19 protein-coding genes, 1 tRNA gene and 3 pseudogenes are annotated in these 21,229 nt (G+C 68.8%); 11 read left to right on the top strand and 12 right to left on the bottom strand.

Annotated elements, in window-relative coordinates; all coding sequences use genetic code 11:
* Positions 1 to 555, bottom strand: a pseudogene (locus ADL12_RS27320) (ArgS-related anticodon-binding protein NrtL); the annotation flags it as partial.
* A gap of 206 nt (positions 556 to 761) precedes the next feature.
* Positions 762 to 1,301, bottom strand: coding sequence for a response regulator (locus tag ADL12_RS27315; RefSeq protein ID WP_062706344.1), 540 nt, complete (start codon positions 1,299 to 1,301; stop codon positions 762 to 764).
* A 125-nt stretch (positions 1,302 to 1,426) separates the two neighbouring features.
* On the opposite strand from ADL12_RS27315, the gene ADL12_RS27310 reads away from it, so the two are divergent.
* The 4 genes from ADL12_RS27310 to ADL12_RS27290 all read left to right on the top strand — a co-directional run bounded on the left by ADL12_RS27310 (position 1,427) and on the right by ADL12_RS27290 (position 4,013).
* Positions 1,427 to 1,498: transfer RNA gene (locus ADL12_RS27310), tRNA-Arg, on the top strand.
* 1,031 nt (positions 1,499 to 2,529) lie between these two features.
* Complete coding sequence (locus tag ADL12_RS27305) at positions 2,530 to 2,793, top strand: hypothetical protein (protein ID WP_062706342.1); 264 nt, start codon at positions 2,530 to 2,532, stop codon at positions 2,791 to 2,793.
* Positions 2,790 to 3,203, top strand: a complete 414-nt coding sequence (locus ADL12_RS27300; RefSeq protein WP_062706339.1) for a PIN domain-containing protein — start codon at positions 2,790 to 2,792, stop codon at positions 3,201 to 3,203. Before ADL12_RS27305 ends, ADL12_RS27300 begins: the two co-directional genes overlap by 4 nt.
* A gap of 408 nt (positions 3,204 to 3,611) precedes the next feature.
* Positions 3,612 to 4,013 (top strand): hypothetical protein, encoded by a 402-nt coding sequence (locus ADL12_RS27290; protein WP_159053310.1) that lies wholly within the window; start codon positions 3,612 to 3,614, stop codon positions 4,011 to 4,013.
* A gap of 221 nt (positions 4,014 to 4,234) precedes the next feature.
* On the opposite strand, the gene ADL12_RS56860 is transcribed toward ADL12_RS27290, so the two are convergent.
* The 3 genes and pseudogenes from ADL12_RS56860 to ADL12_RS56850 form a co-directional block, all read right to left on the bottom strand.
* Positions 4,235 to 5,263: a phospholipase D-like domain-containing protein gene (locus ADL12_RS56860; RefSeq protein WP_244188067.1), complete on the bottom strand. Its 1,029-nt coding sequence runs from the start codon at positions 5,261 to 5,263 to the stop codon at positions 4,235 to 4,237.
* A 467-nt stretch (positions 5,264 to 5,730) separates the two neighbouring features.
* Positions 5,731 to 5,862 (bottom strand): annotated as a pseudogene (locus ADL12_RS56855) (hypothetical protein); the annotation flags it as partial.
* A 4-nt stretch (positions 5,863 to 5,866) separates the two neighbouring features.
* Positions 5,867 to 6,142 carry a hypothetical protein gene (locus ADL12_RS56850; RefSeq protein WP_244188066.1) on the bottom strand — a complete coding sequence of 92 codons (276 nt, stop codon included), beginning with the start codon at positions 6,140 to 6,142 and terminating at the stop codon, positions 5,867 to 5,869.
* Positions 6,143 to 6,252: 110 nt separating this feature from the next.
* On the opposite strand from ADL12_RS56850, the gene ADL12_RS27275 reads away from it, so the two are divergent.
* Together ADL12_RS27275 and ADL12_RS27270 are read left to right on the top strand one after the other, a co-directional pair.
* The gene (locus tag ADL12_RS27275) at positions 6,253 to 6,930 is read left to right on the top strand and encodes an MFS transporter (RefSeq protein WP_062706325.1); all 678 of its coding nucleotides are present in this window, start codon (positions 6,253 to 6,255) and stop codon (positions 6,928 to 6,930) included.
* 97 nt (positions 6,931 to 7,027) lie between these two features.
* On the top strand, positions 7,028 to 7,570 hold the full coding sequence (locus tag ADL12_RS27270; protein WP_159053309.1) for a DUF1697 domain-containing protein: 543 nt from the start codon (positions 7,028 to 7,030) through the stop codon (positions 7,568 to 7,570).
* 11 nt (positions 7,571 to 7,581) lie between these two features.
* On the opposite strand, the gene ADL12_RS27265 is transcribed toward ADL12_RS27270, so the two are convergent.
* Entirely contained in the window at positions 7,582 to 8,406 is an 825-nt protein-coding gene (locus ADL12_RS27265) for a DUF4132 domain-containing protein (protein ID WP_279617172.1), read from the bottom strand.
* 477 nt (positions 8,407 to 8,883) lie between these two features.
* Positions 8,884 to 9,354: pseudogene (locus ADL12_RS27255) on the bottom strand (SWIM zinc finger family protein); the annotation flags it as partial.
* A 374-nt stretch (positions 9,355 to 9,728) separates the two neighbouring features.
* Here ADL12_RS27255 and ADL12_RS27250 point away from each other — a divergent pair.
* Complete coding sequence (locus tag ADL12_RS27250; protein ID WP_062706311.1) at positions 9,729 to 11,246, top strand: AAA family ATPase; 1,518 nt, start codon at positions 9,729 to 9,731, stop codon at positions 11,244 to 11,246.
* Between the two features lie 68 nt (positions 11,247 to 11,314).
* Here ADL12_RS27250 and ADL12_RS27245 read toward each other — a convergent pair whose 3' ends face one another.
* The 4 genes from ADL12_RS27245 to ADL12_RS27220 form a co-directional block, all read right to left on the bottom strand.
* Positions 11,315 to 11,704 (bottom strand): 6-pyruvoyl trahydropterin synthase family protein, encoded by a 390-nt coding sequence (locus tag ADL12_RS27245; RefSeq protein ID WP_062706308.1) that lies wholly within the window; start codon positions 11,702 to 11,704, stop codon positions 11,315 to 11,317.
* Positions 11,705 to 11,766: 62 nt separating this feature from the next.
* Complete coding sequence (locus ADL12_RS27240; protein WP_063806740.1) at positions 11,767 to 14,490, bottom strand: AAA family ATPase; 2,724 nt, start codon at positions 14,488 to 14,490, stop codon at positions 11,767 to 11,769.
* A 1,125-nt stretch (positions 14,491 to 15,615) separates the two neighbouring features.
* Positions 15,616 to 15,993: a hypothetical protein gene (locus ADL12_RS27225; protein WP_062706299.1), complete on the bottom strand. Its 378-nt coding sequence runs from the start codon at positions 15,991 to 15,993 to the stop codon at positions 15,616 to 15,618.
* Positions 15,994 to 16,142: 149 nt separating this feature from the next.
* Complete coding sequence (locus tag ADL12_RS27220) at positions 16,143 to 16,640, bottom strand: ATP-binding protein (protein WP_063806739.1); 498 nt, start codon at positions 16,638 to 16,640, stop codon at positions 16,143 to 16,145.
* A 271-nt stretch (positions 16,641 to 16,911) separates the two neighbouring features.
* On the opposite strand from ADL12_RS27220, the gene ADL12_RS27215 reads away from it, so the two are divergent.
* Both ADL12_RS27215 and ADL12_RS27210 read left to right on the top strand, forming a co-directional pair.
* Positions 16,912 to 17,142 carry a DUF397 domain-containing protein gene (locus ADL12_RS27215; protein WP_079052310.1) on the top strand — a complete coding sequence of 77 codons (231 nt, stop codon included), beginning with the start codon at positions 16,912 to 16,914 and terminating at the stop codon, positions 17,140 to 17,142.
* A 164-nt stretch (positions 17,143 to 17,306) separates the two neighbouring features.
* On the top strand, positions 17,307 to 18,227 hold the full coding sequence (locus ADL12_RS27210; protein ID WP_062706293.1) for a helix-turn-helix domain-containing protein: 921 nt from the start codon (positions 17,307 to 17,309) through the stop codon (positions 18,225 to 18,227).
* Positions 18,228 to 18,311: 84 nt separating this feature from the next.
* Here the strand turns inward: ADL12_RS27210 and ADL12_RS27205 are convergent, their stop codons facing one another.
* Positions 18,312 to 19,130 (bottom strand): SAM-dependent methyltransferase, encoded by an 819-nt coding sequence (locus ADL12_RS27205; RefSeq protein ID WP_062706290.1) that lies wholly within the window; start codon positions 19,128 to 19,130, stop codon positions 18,312 to 18,314.
* Between the two features lie 305 nt (positions 19,131 to 19,435).
* On the opposite strand from ADL12_RS27205, the gene ADL12_RS27200 reads away from it, so the two are divergent.
* Both ADL12_RS27200 and ADL12_RS27195 read left to right on the top strand, forming a co-directional pair.
* Complete coding sequence (locus ADL12_RS27200) at positions 19,436 to 21,019, top strand: MFS transporter (protein WP_062706288.1); 1,584 nt, start codon at positions 19,436 to 19,438, stop codon at positions 21,017 to 21,019.
* A 2-nt stretch (positions 21,020 to 21,021) separates the two neighbouring features.
* Positions 21,022 to 21,228 carry an MbtH family protein gene (locus ADL12_RS27195; RefSeq protein ID WP_062706285.1) on the top strand — a complete coding sequence of 69 codons (207 nt, stop codon included), beginning with the start codon at positions 21,022 to 21,024 and terminating at the stop codon, positions 21,226 to 21,228.
* Position 21,229 lies beyond the last annotated feature (1 nt).

Here is a 21,229-nt window from a genome sequence, read left to right as displayed (position 1 = left end):
GTCCTGCTGCATACCGTGCGAGTCGACCTGCACCCCCAGGATGTCGACCCACTGCGACTCCGGTGCGGCCTCGCAACGGGTGCGCACGAGTGCGCCCTGGGACCGCAGGATCCGGGCGACGGCATCCATCACGACCACGGCCCGCACCTCGCGGGGACAGTACAGCGGCACGAAGTCCGCGGAGGGGCCCGAGGAGCCGTGGACGTACCCGTACCCGTACCCGTACCGGGTGCCACGCCGCAGGATCTCCTCGACGAGGGCGACGGGCGCGGTGCCCCCCAGGCTGATGTTGAGAAAGCCGGGCCCCGTGACGACGACGTCGGCGACACCGTCCACGCCGGCGAGGTGCGGCCGCAGGATCTCCGCGACGCGCAGGGGCGGCTGCCCTGCCGGGCGCGCGAGCTGGAGGGCGACGTTGGTGGCGTAGTCACCACAGCCACCGGGCCCGGGAGCGGTGACGACGACACGCTCCGGCACGGCGACGCACAGCTCCCCCTCGTCGACAGCACGACGCACCGCGCGCAGCACGGTACGGGAGAGCTCGACGGGGGTCACGGGACAAGCGTATGGGAGGAGGGGGGTGGGTATGCGAACGGGTTTGGGGAGGGTCCCGCGATGTGGACGGGGGGACGGCGCGGGGGACGTGGAGGGGCGGGCGCGGTGGACGGCGCGGGCGCGGTGGACGGCGCGGGCCGCGCAATGTTGTCGGCGGCCGCGCTGGCGGCCACCCACGCCTGCGGCGACGCTACGCCGCGGGGGTGTCAGCCGCCGGTGCGCCCGGCGGCCTCACCGGCGCCGAAGACGCTCCCGAATACGATCTCGTCGGCACCCGCGCCCTCGACCCCGCCCTCGGGGCTCCTCCTCCGTTCCCCGCTCCGCTCCCGCTCGATCAACCGTCGTACGAGGCTGACGAGTTCGGCGGGCGCGAAGGGCTTGGCGAGGAAGGCGTCGACGCCGACGTCGAGGCCGCTGTCTACCTCGTACTGGGTGCAGGCGCTGACGATGGCGAGGGGAAGGTCACGGGTACGGGGGTCGGCACGCAGTCGTGCAGCAGTCCGCAGCCCGTCGAGCCGCGGCATGACGACATCCAGGGTGACCGCATCGGGCAGCACCTGATGAACGACATCGAGACACTCGGCACCATCGGCCGCGGTCACCACCTCGAACCCCTCCAGTTCGAGATTGACCCTGATCAGCTGCCGGATGACCTTGTTGTCGTCGACAACAAGCACCCGGCCCGACGCGCCCGGCACAACTCGAGAGTAGGTCGGGACCGGCCACCGCGTCCGGGTTTTCCCCACTTCCACCCCCTGCGGGCGAGCCACCCCAGGTCGCACCCGGTGCCACACCCCGGAAACCCGTTCATGAACACCCCGGAGGAACTGGTAGGGTTCTACCCGTCGCCGCCAAGCAAGGCGCCCGACACGCCCCCGTAGCTCAGGGGATAGAGCAACGGCCTCCGGAGCCGTGTGCGCAGGTTCGAATCCTGCCGGGGGCACTCCGGATCAAGGCGCTGAACTGCAGAAATGCAGGTCAGCGCCTTTCTTGTGCATGCCAAAACTGCGACGGCCTCCATCACCGTGATTGACCGCCCCCTGGGGTGTCTGACCTGGGACTTCACGGCACCGAACCGCTGAAATCCCATTTGCCCGATCCCGTGAATTCGCTCCCTACGGGATATGCGCGGGACGAAGATGCGTCAGCAGGGGTCCTGCAAGGGACACACATCCCCCCTCACCCGCTCGATCGCGTATCGCAGAGCGTTCACGAGGGTCATGCGCTTGTGTCTCTGGTCTCGGCAGCTGCGACCGGCCGTCCTGCTTCAGTTGCAGAACGCGCATCACGGCCCGCATCACGCTCGGATCCATCAGATCGGTCACGGGGCGTGACGCCCTCGCCACCCAACGGAGAGTACGCCTCACGTCGGGAGGCGCCGTGTGCAACTCTGGTCGAGGCAGGACGAACGCCCAGTCCTGCAGTGCCCGTCGCAGCAGTTTGTCATTCGGGCGGCCTCGCACATCCCGGAGCATCGCCTGGGTGATGGCACACAGTGTGTCGTTGGTCTCGTTGCGGGTCTTCGCCGCTACCTGCGGCCAGCGCTTCTCCAGATAATCGAGCGCGAAGTCATGCCAGCTGATGGAGGCCGATCCGTGTCCCGCCCCAGCAGCGGCCGCATCGTGAACAGCGCCCTGCCGGACGGCCTGGACCAGCGCGACACCCAGCTCATCGGCAAGCGCCCTGACGTCCCTTGCGCCTCCCGCAGAGCTCTTTCTGCCGGACCTCGCCGCAATCACCGTCCTGTCACTATGTCTCCGCCTGGAGACGCCGCGGGTCCGAGATACCGAGTTCCTCATGACGTCCACCACCTCTCTGAGCAGGTGAACGCATCAGATCCAATTCTCAATAGCGCCCTGGATGTCCTGTCACGTACGCCAGCTACGCGTGAGTGCGCGAGAAGGCAGCTCATGTGGCGGTGTCTCTCCGAGTCGACTCCGACAAGCGGGGAGGGTTGAAGGTAGGATGAGTAGCATGAGTGAGCCTACCGGCAAGTACTCGATCACTATGCCGCGCGACATCGCCGAGGCCGCCAAGGCTCGCAGCGGTCCATCCGGATTGTCCGCCTACGTGGCCGCCGCCGTGGCCCGCCAGATCGAACGCGACAATCTCAACGAGCTCATCGCCATCGCCGAGGCCGAGCACGGCCCCGTCAAGGACGAGGAGATCCAGGCTCTTCGCGACCAGCTCCACCAGGCCCGACAGGACCAGACACAGGGCGGGGCGAACGCCGCGTGACCCGCTCTCCTGCCGTCCCAGGTGGCACCCTGGTCCTAGATAGCGAAGGACTGGCCAAAGCCGTGCTGCGGGATCGCACAGTCACCGGTTGGCTTGCACTCGCACGCGCCGACGACCTGCGGGTGGTCACATCCGCGGCAACCCTCGTCGAGGTGGTCCATCCTCGGATCAACCGGCCGGCCCTGGAGTGGACGCTGTCCCGCCTTGTCGTCGAACCGGTCAGCGAGCCCATCGCCCGTCACGCCGCCGCCCTCCTCGCCGAAGCCGGCCTGCACGGTCACAAATACGCCATCGACGCCATACTCAGCGCCACCGCTCTCGCCGCCCCGAGCCCGGCCACAATCCTCACGTCCGACCCCGAGGACCTCATCGCACTGTGCGGCAGACGCGCCACCGTGATCAAAATCTGACAACGCGTTCTCCCGGCCTCATCAGCTCTGGGAACTACCGGCTACATGTAGAGCGCGTATCGCGCAGGCGCCGCAGCTCGGGGATGCAGTCGGCCCCGCGCCCCTTGGACGGGTCACCATCGAGGTCCAATCCGGTCCTTCTGTCAGTGAAGCCGCAGGCCAGAACATGTGTGAGTAGCACCGGCGCCAGGTACGGCTGGACCAGCGACAAGTTCATCTCCGCAGTCGGCGGGCTTGCGGTCGCCGGTATCCTCGCCGGCACCGGCTCCGTGGCGAAGTGGGGCATGAGCTATGTCGACGACGGGATCTCCGCGGCAGCACAGGCGGTCGGCAAGTTCGCCCTACGGGGCGGGGTGAGCCGTCGTCTCACCCCGCCCCCCGCATCAGATCTCCCACTTGGAGCACAGCGTGTCCAGCATTCCCTCCGCCCCGGAGATCCCCCTGGCGCTCTGGTGGGTTGTCGCCATCGCCGCATCAGTAGGATTCACCACCCTGTACCGGTCAGTTGCTACAAACCGGGCACAGCGCATCATGGCCATCGCCGGGCCTCTGGCCGGAATCGTCGCGGCAGTCCTTTTCGGTGCCGCCTACAAACTCCATCTCGGCCAACTCCTGCCGATGTACGGCTGCACGGTCGCGGCGGTGTGGCTCGCGGGCGTGGGACACAGCAAGAAACTGCGTGAGATGTGGCGGATCAGCGCCGAAGAAGGAGATGAGAACGTCCGCATCTCTCCTTTGCTGACCCTTCAGCTCACCGCGAGTCTGCTGATCCTCTGCGGCCTGGGAATCTGGTTCGCCGCCAATGCCTGATCCGGCGACCCTCAGGCATAACGGCCCGGTACTCAGGTAGAGCTCGAAGAGACCGCCAGCCCGACAAAGGCCCTGACCTGTGACTCAGCACCATTCCCCGCGGACTCTGCCAGTTCAACCTGAGTAAGCGGCACTGGATGGGGGCGTTCAGACCACTCCGTGCCGCGATACGGACAGCATGGTCGGCAGGCCATCGCCCAACGGGAAACAAAATCGGCGCCTCACCTCTGCCCCGCCCCTCGGGAAAAGCGTACGGGTGTCTCCCACGCTTTCTGTCCCTTCCGCCCCGAACACGCCCGGTTGAAGCACCGCCAGTACCAGGTTCCATTGCCTCTGCGGCGCAGATCCACGTCATCCCCCTTGCACGCACCGCACCGGGGCGGTCTCGCGAAGTCCTCTGCATGCTCGTGAGTGAGGATCTTGCGGGCGAAGTGACCGCCCTTGATCGTCAGCATGACCTCGCGTGAGCGGCTCTGCGACAGGGAGTTGAGGCTGCCGAGCAGGACTGTGTGTTCGCCGATGACGACGATCTTCTGGTGCATGACATTGACGGAGACGACGGTCGGCACGACTTTCCGCAACTGCTTGACCAGATCGGTCTGCTTTTTCTGGCCTGTGTCGTAGGGGTCGCGGACGAAGACCGTCACGCGGACTCCTCGGCGTACGGCGTCTCCCAACACGGGCAGCAAGCCGATCAGTCTCTTCGCGGTCCAGGGGGACCAGATCCACAGCGACGTTCGAGCCTCTGCGAGACGGTCGGCGAAGGTGTCGTAGAAGGAGATCTCGTTGTCGATGTCGGAGACCTCGACGTGGCGCGAGAGAACATCGGCGAGACGGGAGCTGAACTGGCCAAGGTCTGGTGGAACTTGGGCGTTGGGAGCGATGAGTCTGGTTGCGGAGACCGATCGGGCACGCTGTGCGCGGATGAACTCCGCCAGTTTTCCCATGGGGGTGTGTTCTTCTGCGGCCAGGATGCGGCTGCGGCTTCCGATGACGTACAGCCTGGTCTGTACGCGGGTGACGGCTACGTTGAAGAGGCGCACGCCGTTACGGGCCCATGTCGTCGCCTCTGGAGCACGGGAGGCGTGGGCCATCCAAAAGCCGTCACCGTAGTCGTCCTCCACCGTGTCGAAGACCACCACGGGGAACTCGCGCCCCTGAAAGCGGTGAGCGGTGCCGACTTCGGCCAGCCGGCCTCCGCCGCTGCCTTCGATGTCGCGGAGGGCCTCCAAAGTGGCTTCCGCCTGCACGGAGTATGGCGTGACGAGCCAGCCGTCTCGCCCTCTTCATCATGCAAATCGATCAACGCCCGCGCGAGCAGGGACCCAGCGGGCCACCACCCTTTACGGCGGCCGGTTCGGCGCGCCTGAGCCAGGCTTTGCAGCCCGTCGGTGTCGATGATCACGATTTCGGGGTCGTCCGGCTTGCGCAGCGCGGCGCGCCGCTCGACGCCAGGGCCGGGTTTGAGGACACCGTCGTATGCCAGGGCGTTCGCGAGGCCCATCACGTCGTGGCCGAAACGGTGCTGGACGTCGAGGACGACACAGCCCTGGTGGTTCACAGCAGCGGCCGGAGAGTCGATGCCGAAGTGTTCGAAGACGTCGCGCAGGATCCAGCGCGCGACATCGGGACGTTTCTCGCCATCCAGTTCCGGGAGGACGGGGCCAAGCTGCATGAAGTCGCCGAGCAGTACGGCCGTGGTCCTGGCCTTCCCCACCGCGAGGAGTACTTCGGGCAGCGTCGCCGCTGCGGCCTCGTCGATCAGGACGACGTCGTATTCGCCCTCGAAGACCGCCTTGGTGGTACGGAACCGGGCGAGTGTGGTCGCCACGACCTTTGCGCCGCGGATGATCTCACCCCTGGGCGTCCCGGGCGAGCTTGTCGTACTGTTCCTGCAACTCTCGATGGCGGCGTTCCTGGGAGGGGCGGTTCTTCTCGTCCGCCGCGGTCTGGGGCCTCAACCCCGATGCCACGGCGTAGCGCTGCGGGTGGCCGAGACGAACGGCCTCCGCTATGCGTGCCTCCGCCGCCTGCGCCAGGCCGAGCTCCTTTTCGAGGGGGAGGAGCCGCGCGCTGAGGGCGTCCGCGACGCGCCGAATGTTCCGGAGATCTGTCTCCAGGGCGTGCAAGGACCACTGCCTATGAAGAGGATCCGCGCACGGAGATCGGCGATCCGCTCCCCCAACTGCTCCTGGGCGTCCTTCCGCTGGGCGGCGGGCTGATCGCCCTGGCGGCCTTCGTGGCCGTACAGGCGAAGTCCGCGCATCCGCTGCTGCCGCTGACGTTCCTGCGCAACCGGGTGCGGGCCGCGGGCTACCTGGGGCTGACCTTCCTGAACGCGGCCACGGCCGCGATGTTCTTCCTGCTCGTGCTGTACATGCAGAACGTGCTGGACTACAGCCCGCTCGCCAACGGGCTGGCCTGGGTGCCGTACTGCCTCGCGTTCCGGCTCGGTCTGCGGGTGGCGCTCGCGACCATGCCGAAGGTGGGCGCGCGTGCCGTCATCACCATCGGGCTGACGACCGCCGCTCTGGGGATGGGATGGCTCGCCCTCATCCCGGCCGACGGAAACTTCTGGTCGTCCCTGCTGCCCGGCATGCTGGTCCTCGGATTCGGCGGCGGATACACCTTCCCGGCCACGCAGACCGCCGCGCTCTCGGAGCTGTCCATGCAGGACGCAGGGCTCGGGTCCGGGATCATCACCACCCTGGGCCAACTGGGCCAAGTCCTCGGCCTCACCGCCCTGGTCGCCGTCTCCCTGTCGATCACGCCGGACTCCGGCGCGTCGGGTGACGAGGCCGTCGTGGACGGGTTCGGCGTCGGTCTCGCGATCGCGGCGGGCATCCTGCTGGCGGGCGCGCTGCTGGCCGCGGCCACGTTCGGCAAGGCGAACCGTGATGTCGCCAAGCTGGCCTAGGCAAGCCGTCCCCCACCCGCCAACACGCCTCGCGGAACGCCGAGTTGTGGGCGATTCCCCGTGGAGGCGAGGCAATTCAGCAGTAAGGTCTCAGATCATGAATTCTCCCCATATGGTGTTCTACCGGAGCATGAACCTCGGCCACCCGGGCAGCCCGGACCGGGCGGCACTCGAGAGCGCACTGTCCGCCGCAGGAGCCCGCGGGGTCAAGTCCTTCCAGACGAACGGCACGGTGCTGTTCGAGGCGAACGACCCGCTGGGCGTCGTCGCCGAGGCGGCCAAGGCCCTTCAGGCGGCGGCCGGCTACACCGAGGCCGCCATGGTCCGCGGCCTCGACCTGCTGGTCGACGTGCTCGACAGCGACCCGTTCGACGGACACGAGGACAGCCGCACGTACCGCAAGACCTTCACGTTCTTCGACGGCGGCCGGTCCATCGAGCTGAAGCTGCCGTGGACAAACGCCAAGGACGACGTCGACATCGTCGAGCTGCGCGAGGGCCTGGCGCTGAGCATCATCCGCAAGGAGAAGTCGAACGCGGGCAGTCCGACCGCGGAGATCGAGCGCATGACCGGGGTGCCGGCCACGACCCGCACGCTGGGCACGATCGAGCGTCTGGTGAAGGCCGCGGGCCTCGGCTGAGGCACCCCGCGTCAGCCCGGCCAGGCGTCCACCACCTCCTGGGCCTGGCCCGGATGCAGCCGCGGGTCGCACAGCGGCTCCGGGGCGTCGGCGGGCCAGGCCCATTCGGCGTCGTCCGACACGCACTCGACCACCGCCTCGCGCCAGGCGCCGTCCACCCGGCGGACGAAGCGCACCTGGTCGGTGGAGGCCAGTTCATCGTCGCCGTCCGCCCAGTCGTACCAGGTGTGGAAGAAACGGACCTGCCACTCCCCCGCGGCCAGGGCGCGTTCGGCCGCGTCGCCGTCTCCGTCGTCCCAGGGGCCGAGCCGGCCGCTCTTCCAGCCCCGGGCTCGGAACAGCGCGAACATCCGGCGGTAGTGGACGAGGTGCGCGGCGAAGCGGTTGGAGTAGACGCGGGTCTGTTGCTCCGCTGGGGTGAGGAGGTAGATCTCGCGGAACGCCTGCTTGAGCGGCTGCCGGATGCGCCGCTCGGTGAGCAGGTCCCGCCAGGCCCGGACGGCGGAGGGGTCGGAGCGCAGCGGATGCCAGAGCCGTATGGAGGCGTCGTCGGGAGCGTTGGGAAGGTGCTCGTCCGTCTCGGGCAGTACGGCCAGCCATTCGCCGGGTGCGACCTCGATCTCCCAGATCAGCCGGCGCACAAGGGTCCGGGCGAGGGGATGCCCGGCGAGTTCGGCGCGCCACCAGCCGTACGGGTGGGCGGCATCGACGGCGAAACCTCCCTCCAACGCACGTAGGAGGGTGACGAGTTGGGCGTTCACCCTCGTCACCAGCTCGCGCAGCTCCTTGACCAGGGTCGCGTGGTCGCGGCGCACCGCTGCCGGGACGCTGCGCAGCGGGCGGCCGTCCTTCTCCCAGGTCAGCCTCCCAGGTCAGCGTGACTGTCTCGGCGACCGTGACGACGGCCTGGTAGTCGCCGGCGGCCCGGCACAGGACGCCGCCCGCGGCGGAGCTGCTGATGGATGCAGTGCCGAGTCCAGCTTCGGCAGCCGTAGTGCCACGTCGGTGCGCTCGGCGAGGGCCGCCTCGACCTTCTTGAGCAGCTTGTCGAGCTGCTTGGGCACCCCGGCGTGTCGGACGGTCCGACGCACGGAGCGGATCGCGGTCACCAGCTCGGGCGTCGGGAAGTCCTGTGCGGCGCGGACCAGTTCGTACGGGAGGGCCTGCGACGGCAGGGTCTTCGCGGCCGTCGGAGCGACCGCGATGCCGGGCAGCAGCCGGTCGAGCAGGTCCGGCAGCCACGGCTCGTCGCGCAGCAGCGCCACCCGCGCGGCCCGCCCGATCACGACGACCTCCTGGGCCGTGAACGCCTGCAGATCGCGGATACGGGACCGGACCGCGGCAAGGTCCCCGCGGGCGCTCGCGGCTCGCAGCTCCAGGCGTCGCCGCACCTGCCGTTCGTCGCCGATCTGTTCCCGCAGCAGAGCGAGCAACTCGTCCTTGGACAGGGCGCACAGTCACCCGTCGAGGTCCTGCGCGCGCTCCCTGGCCGCCTTCCGCTGCCGCGGCAGGCTCTCCCGCTGGGCGAGCACGGTCAGGCCGAGGACGACCAGATGCTTGCAGAAGTTACCCTCCAGACCGTACGGGCAGTCGCACGCGCCGGACAGCCCGCCGGGCCCGTCCAGAGTCAGCTCCACCTCGTACCGCTCCGTGCCGTGGACGCTCGCGGTAACCCAGCCGTCACCCACCTCGACCCCGGACACCGCGTCGAGATACCCGAGGGCGCGTTCGAAGGAACGGGCACCCGCCAGCGTCTGAAGGTTCGCCTCAGTGAGGCCGCGCATGTCTTTCCCGTCCTGCGGTGATGGTGCAGTCGATGCGCCGCCAGCCTAGGGGGCCGAGGTTTGCAAGCCGACGGCTTCGGTGGGTTTGACCCTCAACTCGCCCAATGCCAGGTCTGGTCGGCCGGTCACGCTCCCCTCCCCGGGCCTCCTGGAGTTCACCCTCGGCTGCCACCCCGTCGGCCTTGTGCAGGCGGATGCCTGTGCAGTCCTGAGGTCGGCGGCTCCGGGCCGGAGCCCGCCAGGAGCCGCGACATTCTCGGCGAGAAGCAATCCGCGTGTGACCCACCCGCAGCGTTACGCTCACAGCCTCCACGCAGGTAAGGTCTAGCTATACGCATTTCGTTAAGGTCGACCTGAACGGATTCGGAGAAGGCATGCCTGGACAGCTCGGCAAACCGGAGCGGCTGCTGGACCGTGATCACGAGTGGGCACTGCTGAACGACTTCCTCGACGACCCAGCCGCCGAGCTGCGGCTGGCCATCGTCTCGGGGCGGCGGCGGAACGGGAAGTCGTTCCTGCTGGAGGCGCTCACAGAGGCGGTGGGCGGGCTGTACCTGGCCGCAGTCCAGGAGGAGGGCCGGGTGCCCGCGCTACACCGGTTCACCGAGGCGATCGCCGCGCACGCGGGGGTGCGGCCCGGGGCGATGCGGCTGGACGACTGGCGGGATGTGCTCACCGCCGCGCTGGAGGTGGTGAACCGGGCCTCAGGGGCGCCGCTGATCGTCATCGACGAGCTGCCGTATCTGATGCAGCATTCCCCGGAGATCCCCGGGTTCCTGCAACTGCTGTACGACCAGTCGCAGTCCGGCAGGGCACCCGGCGGCCGGATCGTACTGTGCGGCTCGGCGATGAGCGTGATGTCCGAGCTGCTGTCCGGCACCAAGCCACTGCGCGGCCGAGCCGTGCTGGACCTGCGCCTGCCGGCCTTCGATTACCGCACCGCCCGCACCCACTGGGGGATCGAGGATCCGGCGGTGGCGCTGCAGGTCGACGCCGTGCTGGGCGGCGCCCCCGGCTACCGGCCGCTGGCCGCGGGGGCGGTGCCGCAAGGCGAGGCGGACGTCGGCCCCTGGGTGGAGCGCACCCTGCTGGACCCGGGGCGGGCCCTGTACTCGCGGGTGGAGGCGGAGTTCCTGCTGCGCGAGGACCCGCGGATCACCCACCGCACGCTGTACTACGACGTACTGTCCGCCGTGGCCCGGGGCGCCTCGACCCCGGCGAAGGTCGGATCGATGCTGGAGCGCTCCCGCTCCGCCATGGTCGCTCCGCTGGAGGTGCTGGAGTCCACCGGCTATGTCCGCAAGGAACAGGACCTGCTGAAGGCACGGCACCCGGTCATCAGCGTGGCGGACCCGGTGATCCGCTTCAACCAGCTGATCACGCTGCCCACCGTGGACCTGGTGGAGCGGCGGCGCGGAGCCCAGGTGTGGCAGTCGTCCCGGCCGACGTACCACTCGAAGATCCTCGGCCCGCACTTCGAGGAGACCGCGCGCGAATGGACCCGCTCCTTCGCCATCGACGAGACAGGGCTGTCGCTCGGTGCGGTGGGCACGGCGGAGATCGCAGATCCGGCCGCCCGGACCAAGCACGAGGTCGACCTGCTCGCCCTGGCCCCCGGTGAACGCCCGCAAAGCCCCCGGGCGTCCATCATCCTGATCGGGGAGGCCAAGGCCACCGTCCAACCTCGCGGGCTGAAGGACCTCGAACGCCTCGAACACATCCGCGCTCTCCTCGCCGACCAGGGGCATCGGCCCGAGGACGCGATCCTGACCCTGTTCTCCCTGCACGGCTTCCATCCCGATGTCATCGACGCCGCCGGGCGCCGACGTGATGTCCTCCTGGTCGACATCCGGGCGCTGTACGGCGACGGACCCATTCGCGGCCTGACATGACCTGATCCGGCCCGCCGCATCGGAGGACATCGCGCTGAACACAACCTGGTGATCAGGTGTGTCGAGAGTCACTGCTTCCCGCGCGTCAGACCCTCCGGCCGGTAGACGGCCCAGGTCTTGGGAGTCTCCGAGACCTTCACCGCGCTGAGTTCAGACAGGTCATCGTGCCAGGTGTCGTAGATCCACTTCGCGAGGTTCTCCGCTGTCGGGGGGATACCCCCCCCCATCGCTTCATTGAGGTGCCGATGATCGAGCGTCGCGTCGACCCATTTCTTGAAGCCGTCCAGGTCCCGGTAGTCCCGGACGAAGCCGGGTGGGGCAAGGTCGTGGTCCTCCGCCGAGAGTTCGAGCACGATCACGTAGTTGTGTCCGTGCAGGCGCGCGCACGGGTGCCAGGAGGGCAGCGTGTCCAGTACGTGGCTTGCGGAGAAGTGGAATTCCTTGCTGATGGTGAACATGCCGACTCCCGTCTTCTCCGCTCCCCCGGCTGGGACCCGCGCCGGTCTCGAACTGTAGTCGGTCAGCCTGCCCCGGCCTCTCCCTCGGCGGCGCTGCTGTCATGGAGCAGGGTTCGGTTCAGGGGCACGTCGGTCAGAAACCTCGTCCGCAGGACCGGGTCATCGATGCTGTCCGCCTTGCGCAGCACCTCGGTTCGGGCTCTGTCCAGCAGGTCGCGAGCCTCGTTCCCGCAGTCTTCAGCCTGCAGAGCCCGGGCCGCGTGATACAGGACCTCTTCCGTACGGAGGGCAGGCATGTCCCCGTGTTCGGCGAGCAGGGCAAGAGCCCGGTGGGCGTCGCGGGCGGACGGATCCGTCTCGCCGTCCTGCAGATGGGTCCGGCTGCGCAACACGTATCCGGCGATCTCGCTGCGCACCATGCCGCTGTCGCGGGTGTCGACGAGGGTGTCCTCACACAGCCGCCGAGCGAGGTTCCTGTCGTGGTCGGTCTCGAGGAGGACCTCCACGTACAAGTTGCGCACGATCGGCACCAGGTTGACCAGCCACGTGTGCTGGGTCTCCACCCAGGCGTCCCGGGCACGCCGGACCGCCTCGTCGTGACGGGTGGGCTCACGGGTGAGCAGCAGGGCGAGGAGGGCGTTGTTGTAGGCGTGCCAGCCGCTGTCGCCGCCGCGCTCCTCCTCGAAGTCCAGGGCCTCGCGCAGCACCGTGCCCGCTTCCTCCCACGAGCCGACCGCCAGGTGGAGCTGGGCGAGATAATTCAGCGCAATGGGCAGTTCGGCACGGAGGGTCTCACCTCTCAGCCGCTCGGTGCAGCGCAGCAGTCTGTGCCGGGCTTCGCCGAGCCGGCCCGCGTCGAAGAGGTTGACCCCGATCTGCATCTCGTTGAGATTGCGTGCGTGCTGCAGAACGGGGTTCCCCGCCTCGCCCAGGCGCGGGTCGGACGCGTACAGCCGCTCCGCGTCCAGCAGCACCCGAAGACCTGCGTGCAGATCGCGTTTGGGCAGTTGGCGTCCGTATTCGACCATCGCCACGAAGAGCGCCGGACGGCCTGCCTCGCCGCACTCCCGGGCGCGCTCTACCGCCTCTTCGAGCTTGGTGAGGGAGGGCTGGACGCCTCGCACGGCCAACAGGGTCTTGCCGCGCAGAAGGGTGGTGCGGGCGATCAGCAGCCGGTCCCCGAGGCGCTGGGCCGCCTGCTCCGCCTCGGCGGCCAAGGCGTCGATTCCCATGCTCTCCTGCTCGCCCTGGCCTCCCTTCCAGCGCACCTCGGTCATGCTGAGCAACAGCTCTATGGCCTCCACCAGACGGCGATCGCGCTCCGGACGGCCGACCGGCATCAGCCGGGCGGACTCGATCGCCGTCCGGCAGTGCTGTTCGGCCTGGGCGAAGGAGAGATCCTCCACAGCCACGGACCGGGCGAGACCGTAGTGAGCGGCGGCAGTCTGTGCGGCATACGCGGGCCCGGCCTGCAGGAAGTGATCGGCGATCAGCGCGCGCAACTCGAGCGGCGCGGCGTCTGGGTCGACTCCCTGCAGGTGTGGGAGTGCTTCGGCGATGTCCGCGTGCCGTTGCCGGCGGGCGCCCTCCGACTGTTCGCCGCGGATCCCCCTTTGCAGGACCCGGTGCTCGAATTCGTACCAGTCGGTCCCCAGACCGGCCGCCCAGTCGGGGACCTCGTCCCGGTGCCGGCTGCGGATCAGGCCGTGCTCGCGCTCTATACGGTGCAGCAGGTCCTGGATCTGGAGCCGTGGCGAACCAGACACCTCTGCGAGTGTGTGAGAGAAGAAGAACTCGCCCATCGTGGCACCGGTGACCAGGAGTTCGCGCGCAGTTGGGTCCAACTGCCGGAAGCGGTCCAGTACGGCCGCGGGAAGGCTCCCCGGCAGCGGCACCCGGACGCCGTCTTCGGGTCGCCACAGCCTCAGACACTGCTCGACGAAGACCGGATGGCCGCCGGTCGCTCCGGTCAACCGGGCGGCGAAGTCCTCGGGAGCAGGATGGCTCTGAAGCCTGGCATCGACCAGTTGCCTGACGGCCCAGTCAGGCAGCGGCGGCAGTGTGTGCCGGGACACGAGCTCCGCATGATCCCGCTGCCAGGCGTCCAGCAACTGCTCCACCGCCCTGCCGTTGCCCTCGGCTGCCGTATACAGGCCGAGCCCGAGCACAAGACCGAGCGGTTCCCCCTCGATCCTGGGCAGCAGCAGGTGCAGGAACTCCAGGGTCGACACATCGCACAGCTGGATGTCGTCCACCATCACAAGCAGCGGCCGACCCGCGCGCGCCTGCTGCAGCAGCACGTCGATCAGCTGCCGGGTCACGGTGCTTTCCACGGGCAGGAGACTGTCTCCCGGGATGGACCCGGTGGCCACGGTCGCCTCGGCGAATACCCGCCCTGCCGCGACCACGGCGCCGAGCCCCGGCACCGCGGCGGACAGCAGGTCGGGGGCGGCCGCCAGCGCGCCGCGGGTCGCCGTGCGCCTGAAGCCGGCCAGCCGCCTGCGGCCCCGTGCGGGACGGTCCAGTGCGTGCAGAGCGTCCAGGACGGGTCCGTACGGCCGCCGGGAGCCGATGCCGGGCGCGGCCCGCACGAGCACCACCCGACAGGGCTGCTCCTGGGATTCGGGTGTGGTACTCAGACGGCGGGCGAACTCGCCCATCAAGGACGTTTTACCCATCCCCGAGTCGCCTTCGACGACCAGCACACTCGAGCGCCCTTCCGCCAGAGCACTCACCACGCTCTCAAGCCCGGCCAGGCTCTCCTCCCGGTCGACGAACACCGTCACCCCGCGCCCCCGTTCATCTCACCCGCCACGTGCGCCCCAACACCAACTTCCTTGAACCTTACGGCCCGTTGTTCAGCGTGGCAGACAAGTGATCCACAACTGACCGAAAGCGTACGCCCCAGCGGACACCCGGTCTGCTCACCTGCGGTGGGGGCCGTACGGACTCCAGCCGTTCAGGAAGGGCTCCAAATCGCTGGTCCGGGGTTCGGGTACTTCGGGCATACGGAGCAGTCGCGCGAGCGGGGCGAGTGATCGTGCGTGGTTCATCGCCAAGGACAGCCACACGGCACCAGGGCCAGCCTCAGCAAGGCCTACGGCACGGTGAGAATGCACCACAGGCACAGCTGCCCGGTTCTCTTTGAGGCACGACCCTGTCCTCGTCACGGTGCCACGGCAGAGACAATGTACTCGCGGACCCCGGCAGGAGCAGGGCCCCGGGCAATGCGTCCGGTCACCCGATCTCTCCCGGCCGGGAGGATCCGCCGACCGCGCTGGACTCGGGGTTACACCCGGACGTCTAAGAAGCCGACTGTCCACATGAGCTCCGCCACCGCCGAGGCCAGTTCGAAGACGCCGCCGATCCATGAGGTGCGCGACCGGATGTCCGTCCAGGACGTCGCTGTCTCCCAGCCGTGGGCGGGCCGATGAGAACCATCGAGGCCAGGAGCGAAAGGGCGGCTGACGCCAGTGCCGCGGCAGTCAGGCAGGTGGCCCATCCGGGAGAGCGTCGATGTTGGGCATGGCCGCGAGGCTACGCAAGGACCAGTCGCTGAGCACTTCCGCGAGGGCCACAGACGGCAACTGAGGGCACAGAGAGCGGGACCCAGGACCCAGGTTCACCGGGGCCCGCACCTTCCTGCGTGCCCTCAGGGTCGGCCCTGACTGCTCTGTACTCCCGGTCCCTGTTCGAGATGGGGCTGATGATGGGGCCCCGTCGGCTGGGTCCAGCCGTTCGGTTCCTCGCTGCTGAGCAGTTCCGCTGCCTGGTGCTGGGTGTGTGCGGCTGCCATCTGGGCTTCCACCACGGCGTCTCCGCGTTCGCGCACCAATTCTTCATAGATGGGCGGGTGATCGTTTTCGGAGGAAGTGCGTGTCACGATGTCGGTCCTTCCGCTGGGTAAGCCGTCAGGCCCTGTTGAGTCGGGCGGCAATTCCGTGCCCGAGGAGCAGATAAAGGGCGGCCGGGAGACCGTAATTGAGGATGACGCGCAGACTCTCTGTGTTCATTGTGAAAATGTCCTGCGCCCATCCGCCTAGCCAGTCCGCCGATCTGCGCACGAACTCCACGAATGCGTTCCCTTGGTTCGCGTCGAGCAGGTACAGCACGATCCACAGGCCGAGCAGACCGGCCGAGATGTCGGCGATCGTGCAGATCGTCAGGGTCGTTCTGCGTGCGGCGGCCGGGTTCGGGTTTCGCTGGGAGCGGTCGGGGGCCGCGGGCTGATCGTACGTCTGGTATCCGGAAACCGGGTCGGTGTTCACGAGAAATCCGATCTGGCGCATTGCTGGGCGGACAGGTCGACCCGCTGAGCCGAATTCGGCCCATGAGGTGACTGCTTCTGCCTGGTTCTGCGTCACGCAAACGCGACCGCGTTACACCGCCGCCCGGGACATCCTGAATATGGCGGCCTGGGCGGGAATTTATAGGTGGGTCAGACCTCGCGGCCGGTGGGGAGCATTGCCCAGACCGTCTTGCCGAACGGTTGGCGTCGGGTCCAACCCCAGTGTTCGGACAGGGCGTCGATGATGCGCAGTCCGCGACCGTGCTCGTCGAGGGGGTCGCTGGTGTGCGGGTACACCGGTGGACTGTCGCTCGGGTCGGTGACGGCGCAGACCAGGTGGGCGGGGCGGCGGAGGCTGAGCTTCAGCCAGATCTCGGGCTCGCCGGCGGCCGAGGAGCGGGCCGTGGCGTGCGGGGCCGCGTGCAGTACGGCGTTGGCGGCGAGTTCGGTGACCACCATGAGGGCGTCGGCGCTGCAGTGGTCGAGGGCCCAGTCACCGAGGGCGCGACGGACGAAGTCGCGGGCCTGGCCGCAACCCTGTTCGGCGTCGACGAGGCGCAGGGCGACCGAGTGGGGCGAGGTGTGCGCGGGTTCGGGCCTGGCGAGACGGCTCCGGTCCGGGGTGCCGGGGTGCGCTGCCGACGACACGGTCCACTCCGCAGGTGGCGCAGCGCTATCGGGCTGTCGAAGCCCTTCGTACGCAGGTAAGGACACGACGTCTCCCTGATACATGGTCAAGGCAGGGCGTCCGCGCTGCAGTTGACGCCACGGACTATTATCCACGCCGACGGCGCCTCCGTGCAATTTCACGGGAAATTGCGCGAGTGGCGTCGACGCAGAGCACGTGGTGCCCTCCGGGCCCGCCAGGGCGGCGGGCGGCGGGGCGTACACGTGGCCGAACGTGAGCAAGGAGAGTGCAGTGCCAACAGCACCGAACGGCGTGCGGGCAAGCTCGTTGGGCGTCCGCTGGACCAAGAGCCGGCACAGCAATGCCGAGGGCAACTGCGTCGAGGTGGCCCCCCTGGGCGACGGCAGCGTCGCGATGCGCAACTCCCGCGACCCCGACGGGCCGGCCCTCGTCTACACACCGGCCGAGATCGCCGCCTTTCTGGCGGGCGCGAAGGAGGGAGAGTTCGACCACCTGGTCTGACCCGGACCGCCGCGAAGGGGCGTCCACAGAAGGCCAGGAGGCCATGGGGTCATGGGGCCGCTGTGAAGCGGAAGTTGAGCCCCTCACTTACGTCGGTTCAAGCGGCACGAGGCGGTGGGATGCGATAATGCGGTCTGTCGTATGCCGGTCTACGGGGAGTCAGGATGTCCGCCGAGTCGCCTCGCATCTCCCACCTCGAACCGTATCTGAACCGGTCCGAGCCCGCGCCGACCCTGCTGAAGATGCTGGTCGGCGTCCAGCTGGCGGGTATCCGCGAGGACTTCGGGCTCTCCCAGGACCAGGCGGCACGCGCCGTCGGGTTCAGCCCGGCGAAGCTGTCGCGGATCGAGGCGGGCAAGGGCCGTCGGCCGCCCACGGAGGCCGATGTCCGTGCGCTGCTGGAGTTGTACCGGGCCGAGGAGTACGCGGCTTCGGTGCTGCTGCAGTTGCTGCAGCGGGCCGGTGAGCCCGGGTGGTGGCAGCGCTATGACAAGCGGCTGATGCCGGAGTGGTTCGACCGGCTGGTCGGGTTGCAGGAGGCCGCGACCGCCATCCGTACCTTCGAGCTCCAGTACGTGCCCGGCCTGTTGCAGACCGAGGCCTACACGCGGGCCGTGGTGGAGCGCGGGCTGCCGTCGGCACCCGACCGTGAGGTGCTGCGGCGCGTGGAGCTGCGGATGCGGCGACGGGATTTGCTGCACCGCGCGGACGCGCCTCAGCTGTGGGCGATCGTCGACGAGTCGGTGCTGCTGCGGATGCTGGGCAGTCGCGAGGTGATGCGCGAGCAGCTCGAGTATCTGGAACAGATGGCCCGGCGCCCCCATGTGACCCTGCAGATCGTGCCCTTGGACGTGACCAACGCCTCCGCGCCCGCCATGCCCGTCACCTATCTGCGCTTCGGCGGAATCGATCTGCCCGACATCGTCTATCTGGAGCACATCAAGAGCGCCGCGTTCCTGGAGGACCAGGACGAGACGGAGGAGTACCGGATCGCCCTGGACCGGCTGGGCGACGAGGCCCTCAACCCGCGCGAGTCACTGGAGCGACTGCGTGAGACGAAGGCCCGGTACGCCCCTGCCCCTTAGGACCTTCCCTTGTCCCTTTGGCCCTTCCCTTGCCCCTTGGGCCCTTGGGCCCTTGGGCCCTTGGAGCCTTGGGGTGACGCCTCGCTACGGCAGTCGGCCCACGCCGCCGAACTCGATCCACTCCTGGGTGAGCTGGCGCGGTGCCACCTCGGTGTCGGGACGCCAGGTGGAGACCTCCACGAGGCCCGGGTCCAGGATGTCCAGGCCCTCGAACAGCTGGGCCACGTCCTTCTCCTGGCGCACCCGGCCCCAGTGTCCCTGGGTCGCCTGGTCCATGAAGTTGGTGACGAACTCGCGGACCTCGGGGTCCTCGCTGACCAGCTGGCACATCACCAGGTAGCTGCCGGGCACGAGTCGTTCGGCCACGCGGCGGGCCACGGCGAGCGGGCCGTCGGTGTCGCTGTCGGGGATGCAGTGGAACACCGAGTTGAACAGCACGGCCACCGGCTGCGAGAAGTCGATCAGGCGCTCGGTGTCCGCGTGGGAGAAGATGCCGTCGGTGTCGCGCATGTCGGCGTGGATGACGGCGGTGTTCTCGTTCTGCTCCAGCAGGGCGCGGCCGTGGACCAGGACCATCGGGTCGTTGTCGACGTACACCACGCGGGAGGACGGGTCGACGGCCTGCGCGACCTGGTGGACGTTGTTCTGGGTGGGCAGGCCGGAGCCGTGGTCGAGGAACTGCCGGATGCCGTAGTCCTGGGCCAGCGTGCCGACCACTCGCTGCAGGAAGCGCCGGTTGTTCAGCGCGAGGGCGCGGGTACTGGGGACGACCTTGTCCAGCTGTTCGCAGGCGGCTCGGTCGGACGCGTAGTTGTCCTTGCCGCCGAGGTAGTAGTCGTACATCCGCGCAGCCGTCGGAATCGCGGCATCGATCGACTTGGACAGCGGCTTTCCAGGCTCCATCGTTTCCCCCAGTGGCAGGGCCGGTCGAGGAGATCACCTCGCCCGACAACACATCCTAGGGAGGCGGCAGTTGGTCAGGCCAGTCCGTCCGTCAACCACCGCCCGCCCGAGGTGTTGTTGTGTCGTCAAATGTTCGTAGGTGTCTACGAGGCGGCCGGATCCGACGCCCGTCAGGGTGCCGACCTCACGGTTGTGGGACGGCGTCCGTGAGGGCTTCTCGGCCGCCTTTCATGATCAGGGCTGTGCGGCGCGCTACTTCGAACTAAGGTTCTCCGTCGGAAGCCACATTCGACGGGGGTACGCACGTGGCCGATTCGGCGCGTTCGCTGGACGACACCGCGCAGGACGGGGGAAGGACAGGCCGGTTCGCCGGCATGGGTCCCTTCATGCTCGTCTGGAGCGGGCAGGCGGTATCCCTGGTCGGCAATTCCGTGCTGCGGTTCGCCTTCGTCTTCGAGACATGGTCGGCCACCGGCCGGGCCACGGCGCTGACCACGCTGTCGCTCTGCGCGATGCTCCCCCAGGTGCTGCTCAGCCCGCTCGCCGGTGCCTTCGTCGACCGGATCAGCCGGCGTACGGCACTGCAGCTCGCCGACGGTGGCGGACTGCTGATCGTGGCGCTGCTCGGCGTCCTGCACTTCACCGGCGGGCTGCACACCTGGGAGGTCTACGCGGCCGTCATGCTGCTCGGTTCCGCGGCCGCCTTCCAGTTCCCGGCGCTGGGCGCCGCCGTGCCGTTGCTGGTGGACAAGGCCCGGCTCCAACGGGCCAACAGTCTGCTGGCGAGCGCCAAGAGCACGGCCGACGTCGGCGGTCCGGCGCTGGGCGGGCTCCTGGTGGCGTTCTCCGGGCTCGGTTTCATCCTCGTCGCCGACCTGGTGAGCTTCGCTGTCGCGCTGGCCGCCATCCGGGTCGTACGGATGCGGGGGGACAACGGCCCCGCGAAGAAGCCGGCGGGCGGGGCGCGGGGGAAGCTCGTCGCGGAGGCCGTGGAGGGGATGCGGTTTCTCTTCCGGTATCCGAGCCTGCGCGATCTGATGCTGGCCTTCTGCGTGGTCAACCTGGTCATGGTCTTCGGCTTCGCCGCCGTACAGCCCATGGTGCTGGCCCGGTCCGGCGGCGAGACCACGGCGCTGGCGAGCGTCAACACGGCGATCGGCGTCGGCGGGGTCGCGGGCGGGCTGCTGATGGCGGCCTGGAGCGGGCCGAAGAACCGGGCCCGGGGCATGCTGCTCGGGATCATCGGCATGTGCCTGTCCGCCCAGGTGGCCATGGCTCTCGCGGGCGGCGTGGTCGGCTGGTGCGCGGCCATCCTCGTGGGCGCGGCGCTCATGCCGATGATCAACGGTGTGATGCAGGCGGTCGTGCAGACCAAGGTTCCCCAGGAGTGGCACGGCCGGGTCTTCGGCGCGGTGATGTTCCTGTCGCAGATCTCCGTACCGCTGGCCACCGCGGTCTCCGGGCCGCTCGCCGACCATGTCTTCGAACCGCAGGCCGCGGACGGCACGGGGATCTTCGTGGTGCTCGGGCCGCTCGTCGGCGACGGGCCGGGCAGCGGCATGGCGGCCATGCTGCTCATCGCCGGTCTGTGCGGCATCGCCGTCGGGGTGCTGAGCATGACACGGCGCACGGTGCGGGAGATCGACTCGCTGCTGCCCGACGTCGATGCCGAGTCGGGCGGGGACGGCGCGGGCGACGGGGACGGGGACGGCACAGCCGAAAGGGGCGGCGCGGGCGACGCCGACAAGGACGTGACCTGCGACGACGACTCCGGGGGCGCCGGGCGCCCCGGTGGTCCCGAGGATCCGGTGAAGCTCCGCGACAACCCCGACCCCGACCCGGACGCCGACCCCGACAACCCCGAGAACAAAGCACTCGTGGAGGGCTGACCATGACCACCAATCCGTTCGAGGACGAGAACGGCACCTACCTCGTACTCACCAACGCCGAGGGCCAGTTCTCGCTCTGGCCCGACGGGATCACCGTGCCCGGCGGGTGGGACGTGGCGCTGACCGCGAGCAGTCGCTCGGACTGCCTCGCCTACGTCGAGGACCACTGGACGGACATATGTCCGGCCCGCACGGCAGCCGATGGCTGAG

Source organism: Streptomyces regalis (assembly GCF_001509475.1).
In the GTDB taxonomy this organism is placed as follows: domain Bacteria; phylum Actinomycetota; class Actinomycetes; order Streptomycetales; family Streptomycetaceae; genus Streptomyces; species Streptomyces regalis.
The sequence above is the reverse complement of the archived record's forward strand: the minus strand, read 5'-3'. Positions and strand labels throughout refer to the sequence as shown.

Coding starts and splice junctions, on each gene's coding strand:
- ADL12_RS27250 (WP_062706311.1), top strand. CDS start 9,729: ATGCCTGGACAGCTCGGCAAACCGGAGCGGCTGCTGGACCGTGATCAC.
- ADL12_RS27245 (WP_062706308.1), bottom strand. CDS start 11,704: ATGTTCACCATCAGCAAGGAATTCCACTTCTCCGCAAGCCACGTACTG.
- ADL12_RS27210 (WP_062706293.1), top strand. CDS start 17,307: ATGTCCGCCGAGTCGCCTCGCATCTCCCACCTCGAACCGTATCTGAAC.
- ADL12_RS27270 (WP_159053309.1), top strand. CDS start 7,028: ATGAATTCTCCCCATATGGTGTTCTACCGGAGCATGAACCTCGGCCAC.
- ADL12_RS27225 (WP_062706299.1), bottom strand. CDS start 15,993: ATGCGCCAGATCGGATTTCTCGTGAACACCGACCCGGTTTCCGGATAC.
- ADL12_RS27305 (WP_062706342.1), top strand. CDS start 2,530: ATGAGTGAGCCTACCGGCAAGTACTCGATCACTATGCCGCGCGACATC.
- ADL12_RS27205 (WP_062706290.1), bottom strand. CDS start 19,130: ATGGAGCCTGGAAAGCCGCTGTCCAAGTCGATCGATGCCGCGATTCCG.
- ADL12_RS27195 (WP_062706285.1), top strand. CDS start 21,022: ATGACCACCAATCCGTTCGAGGACGAGAACGGCACCTACCTCGTACTC.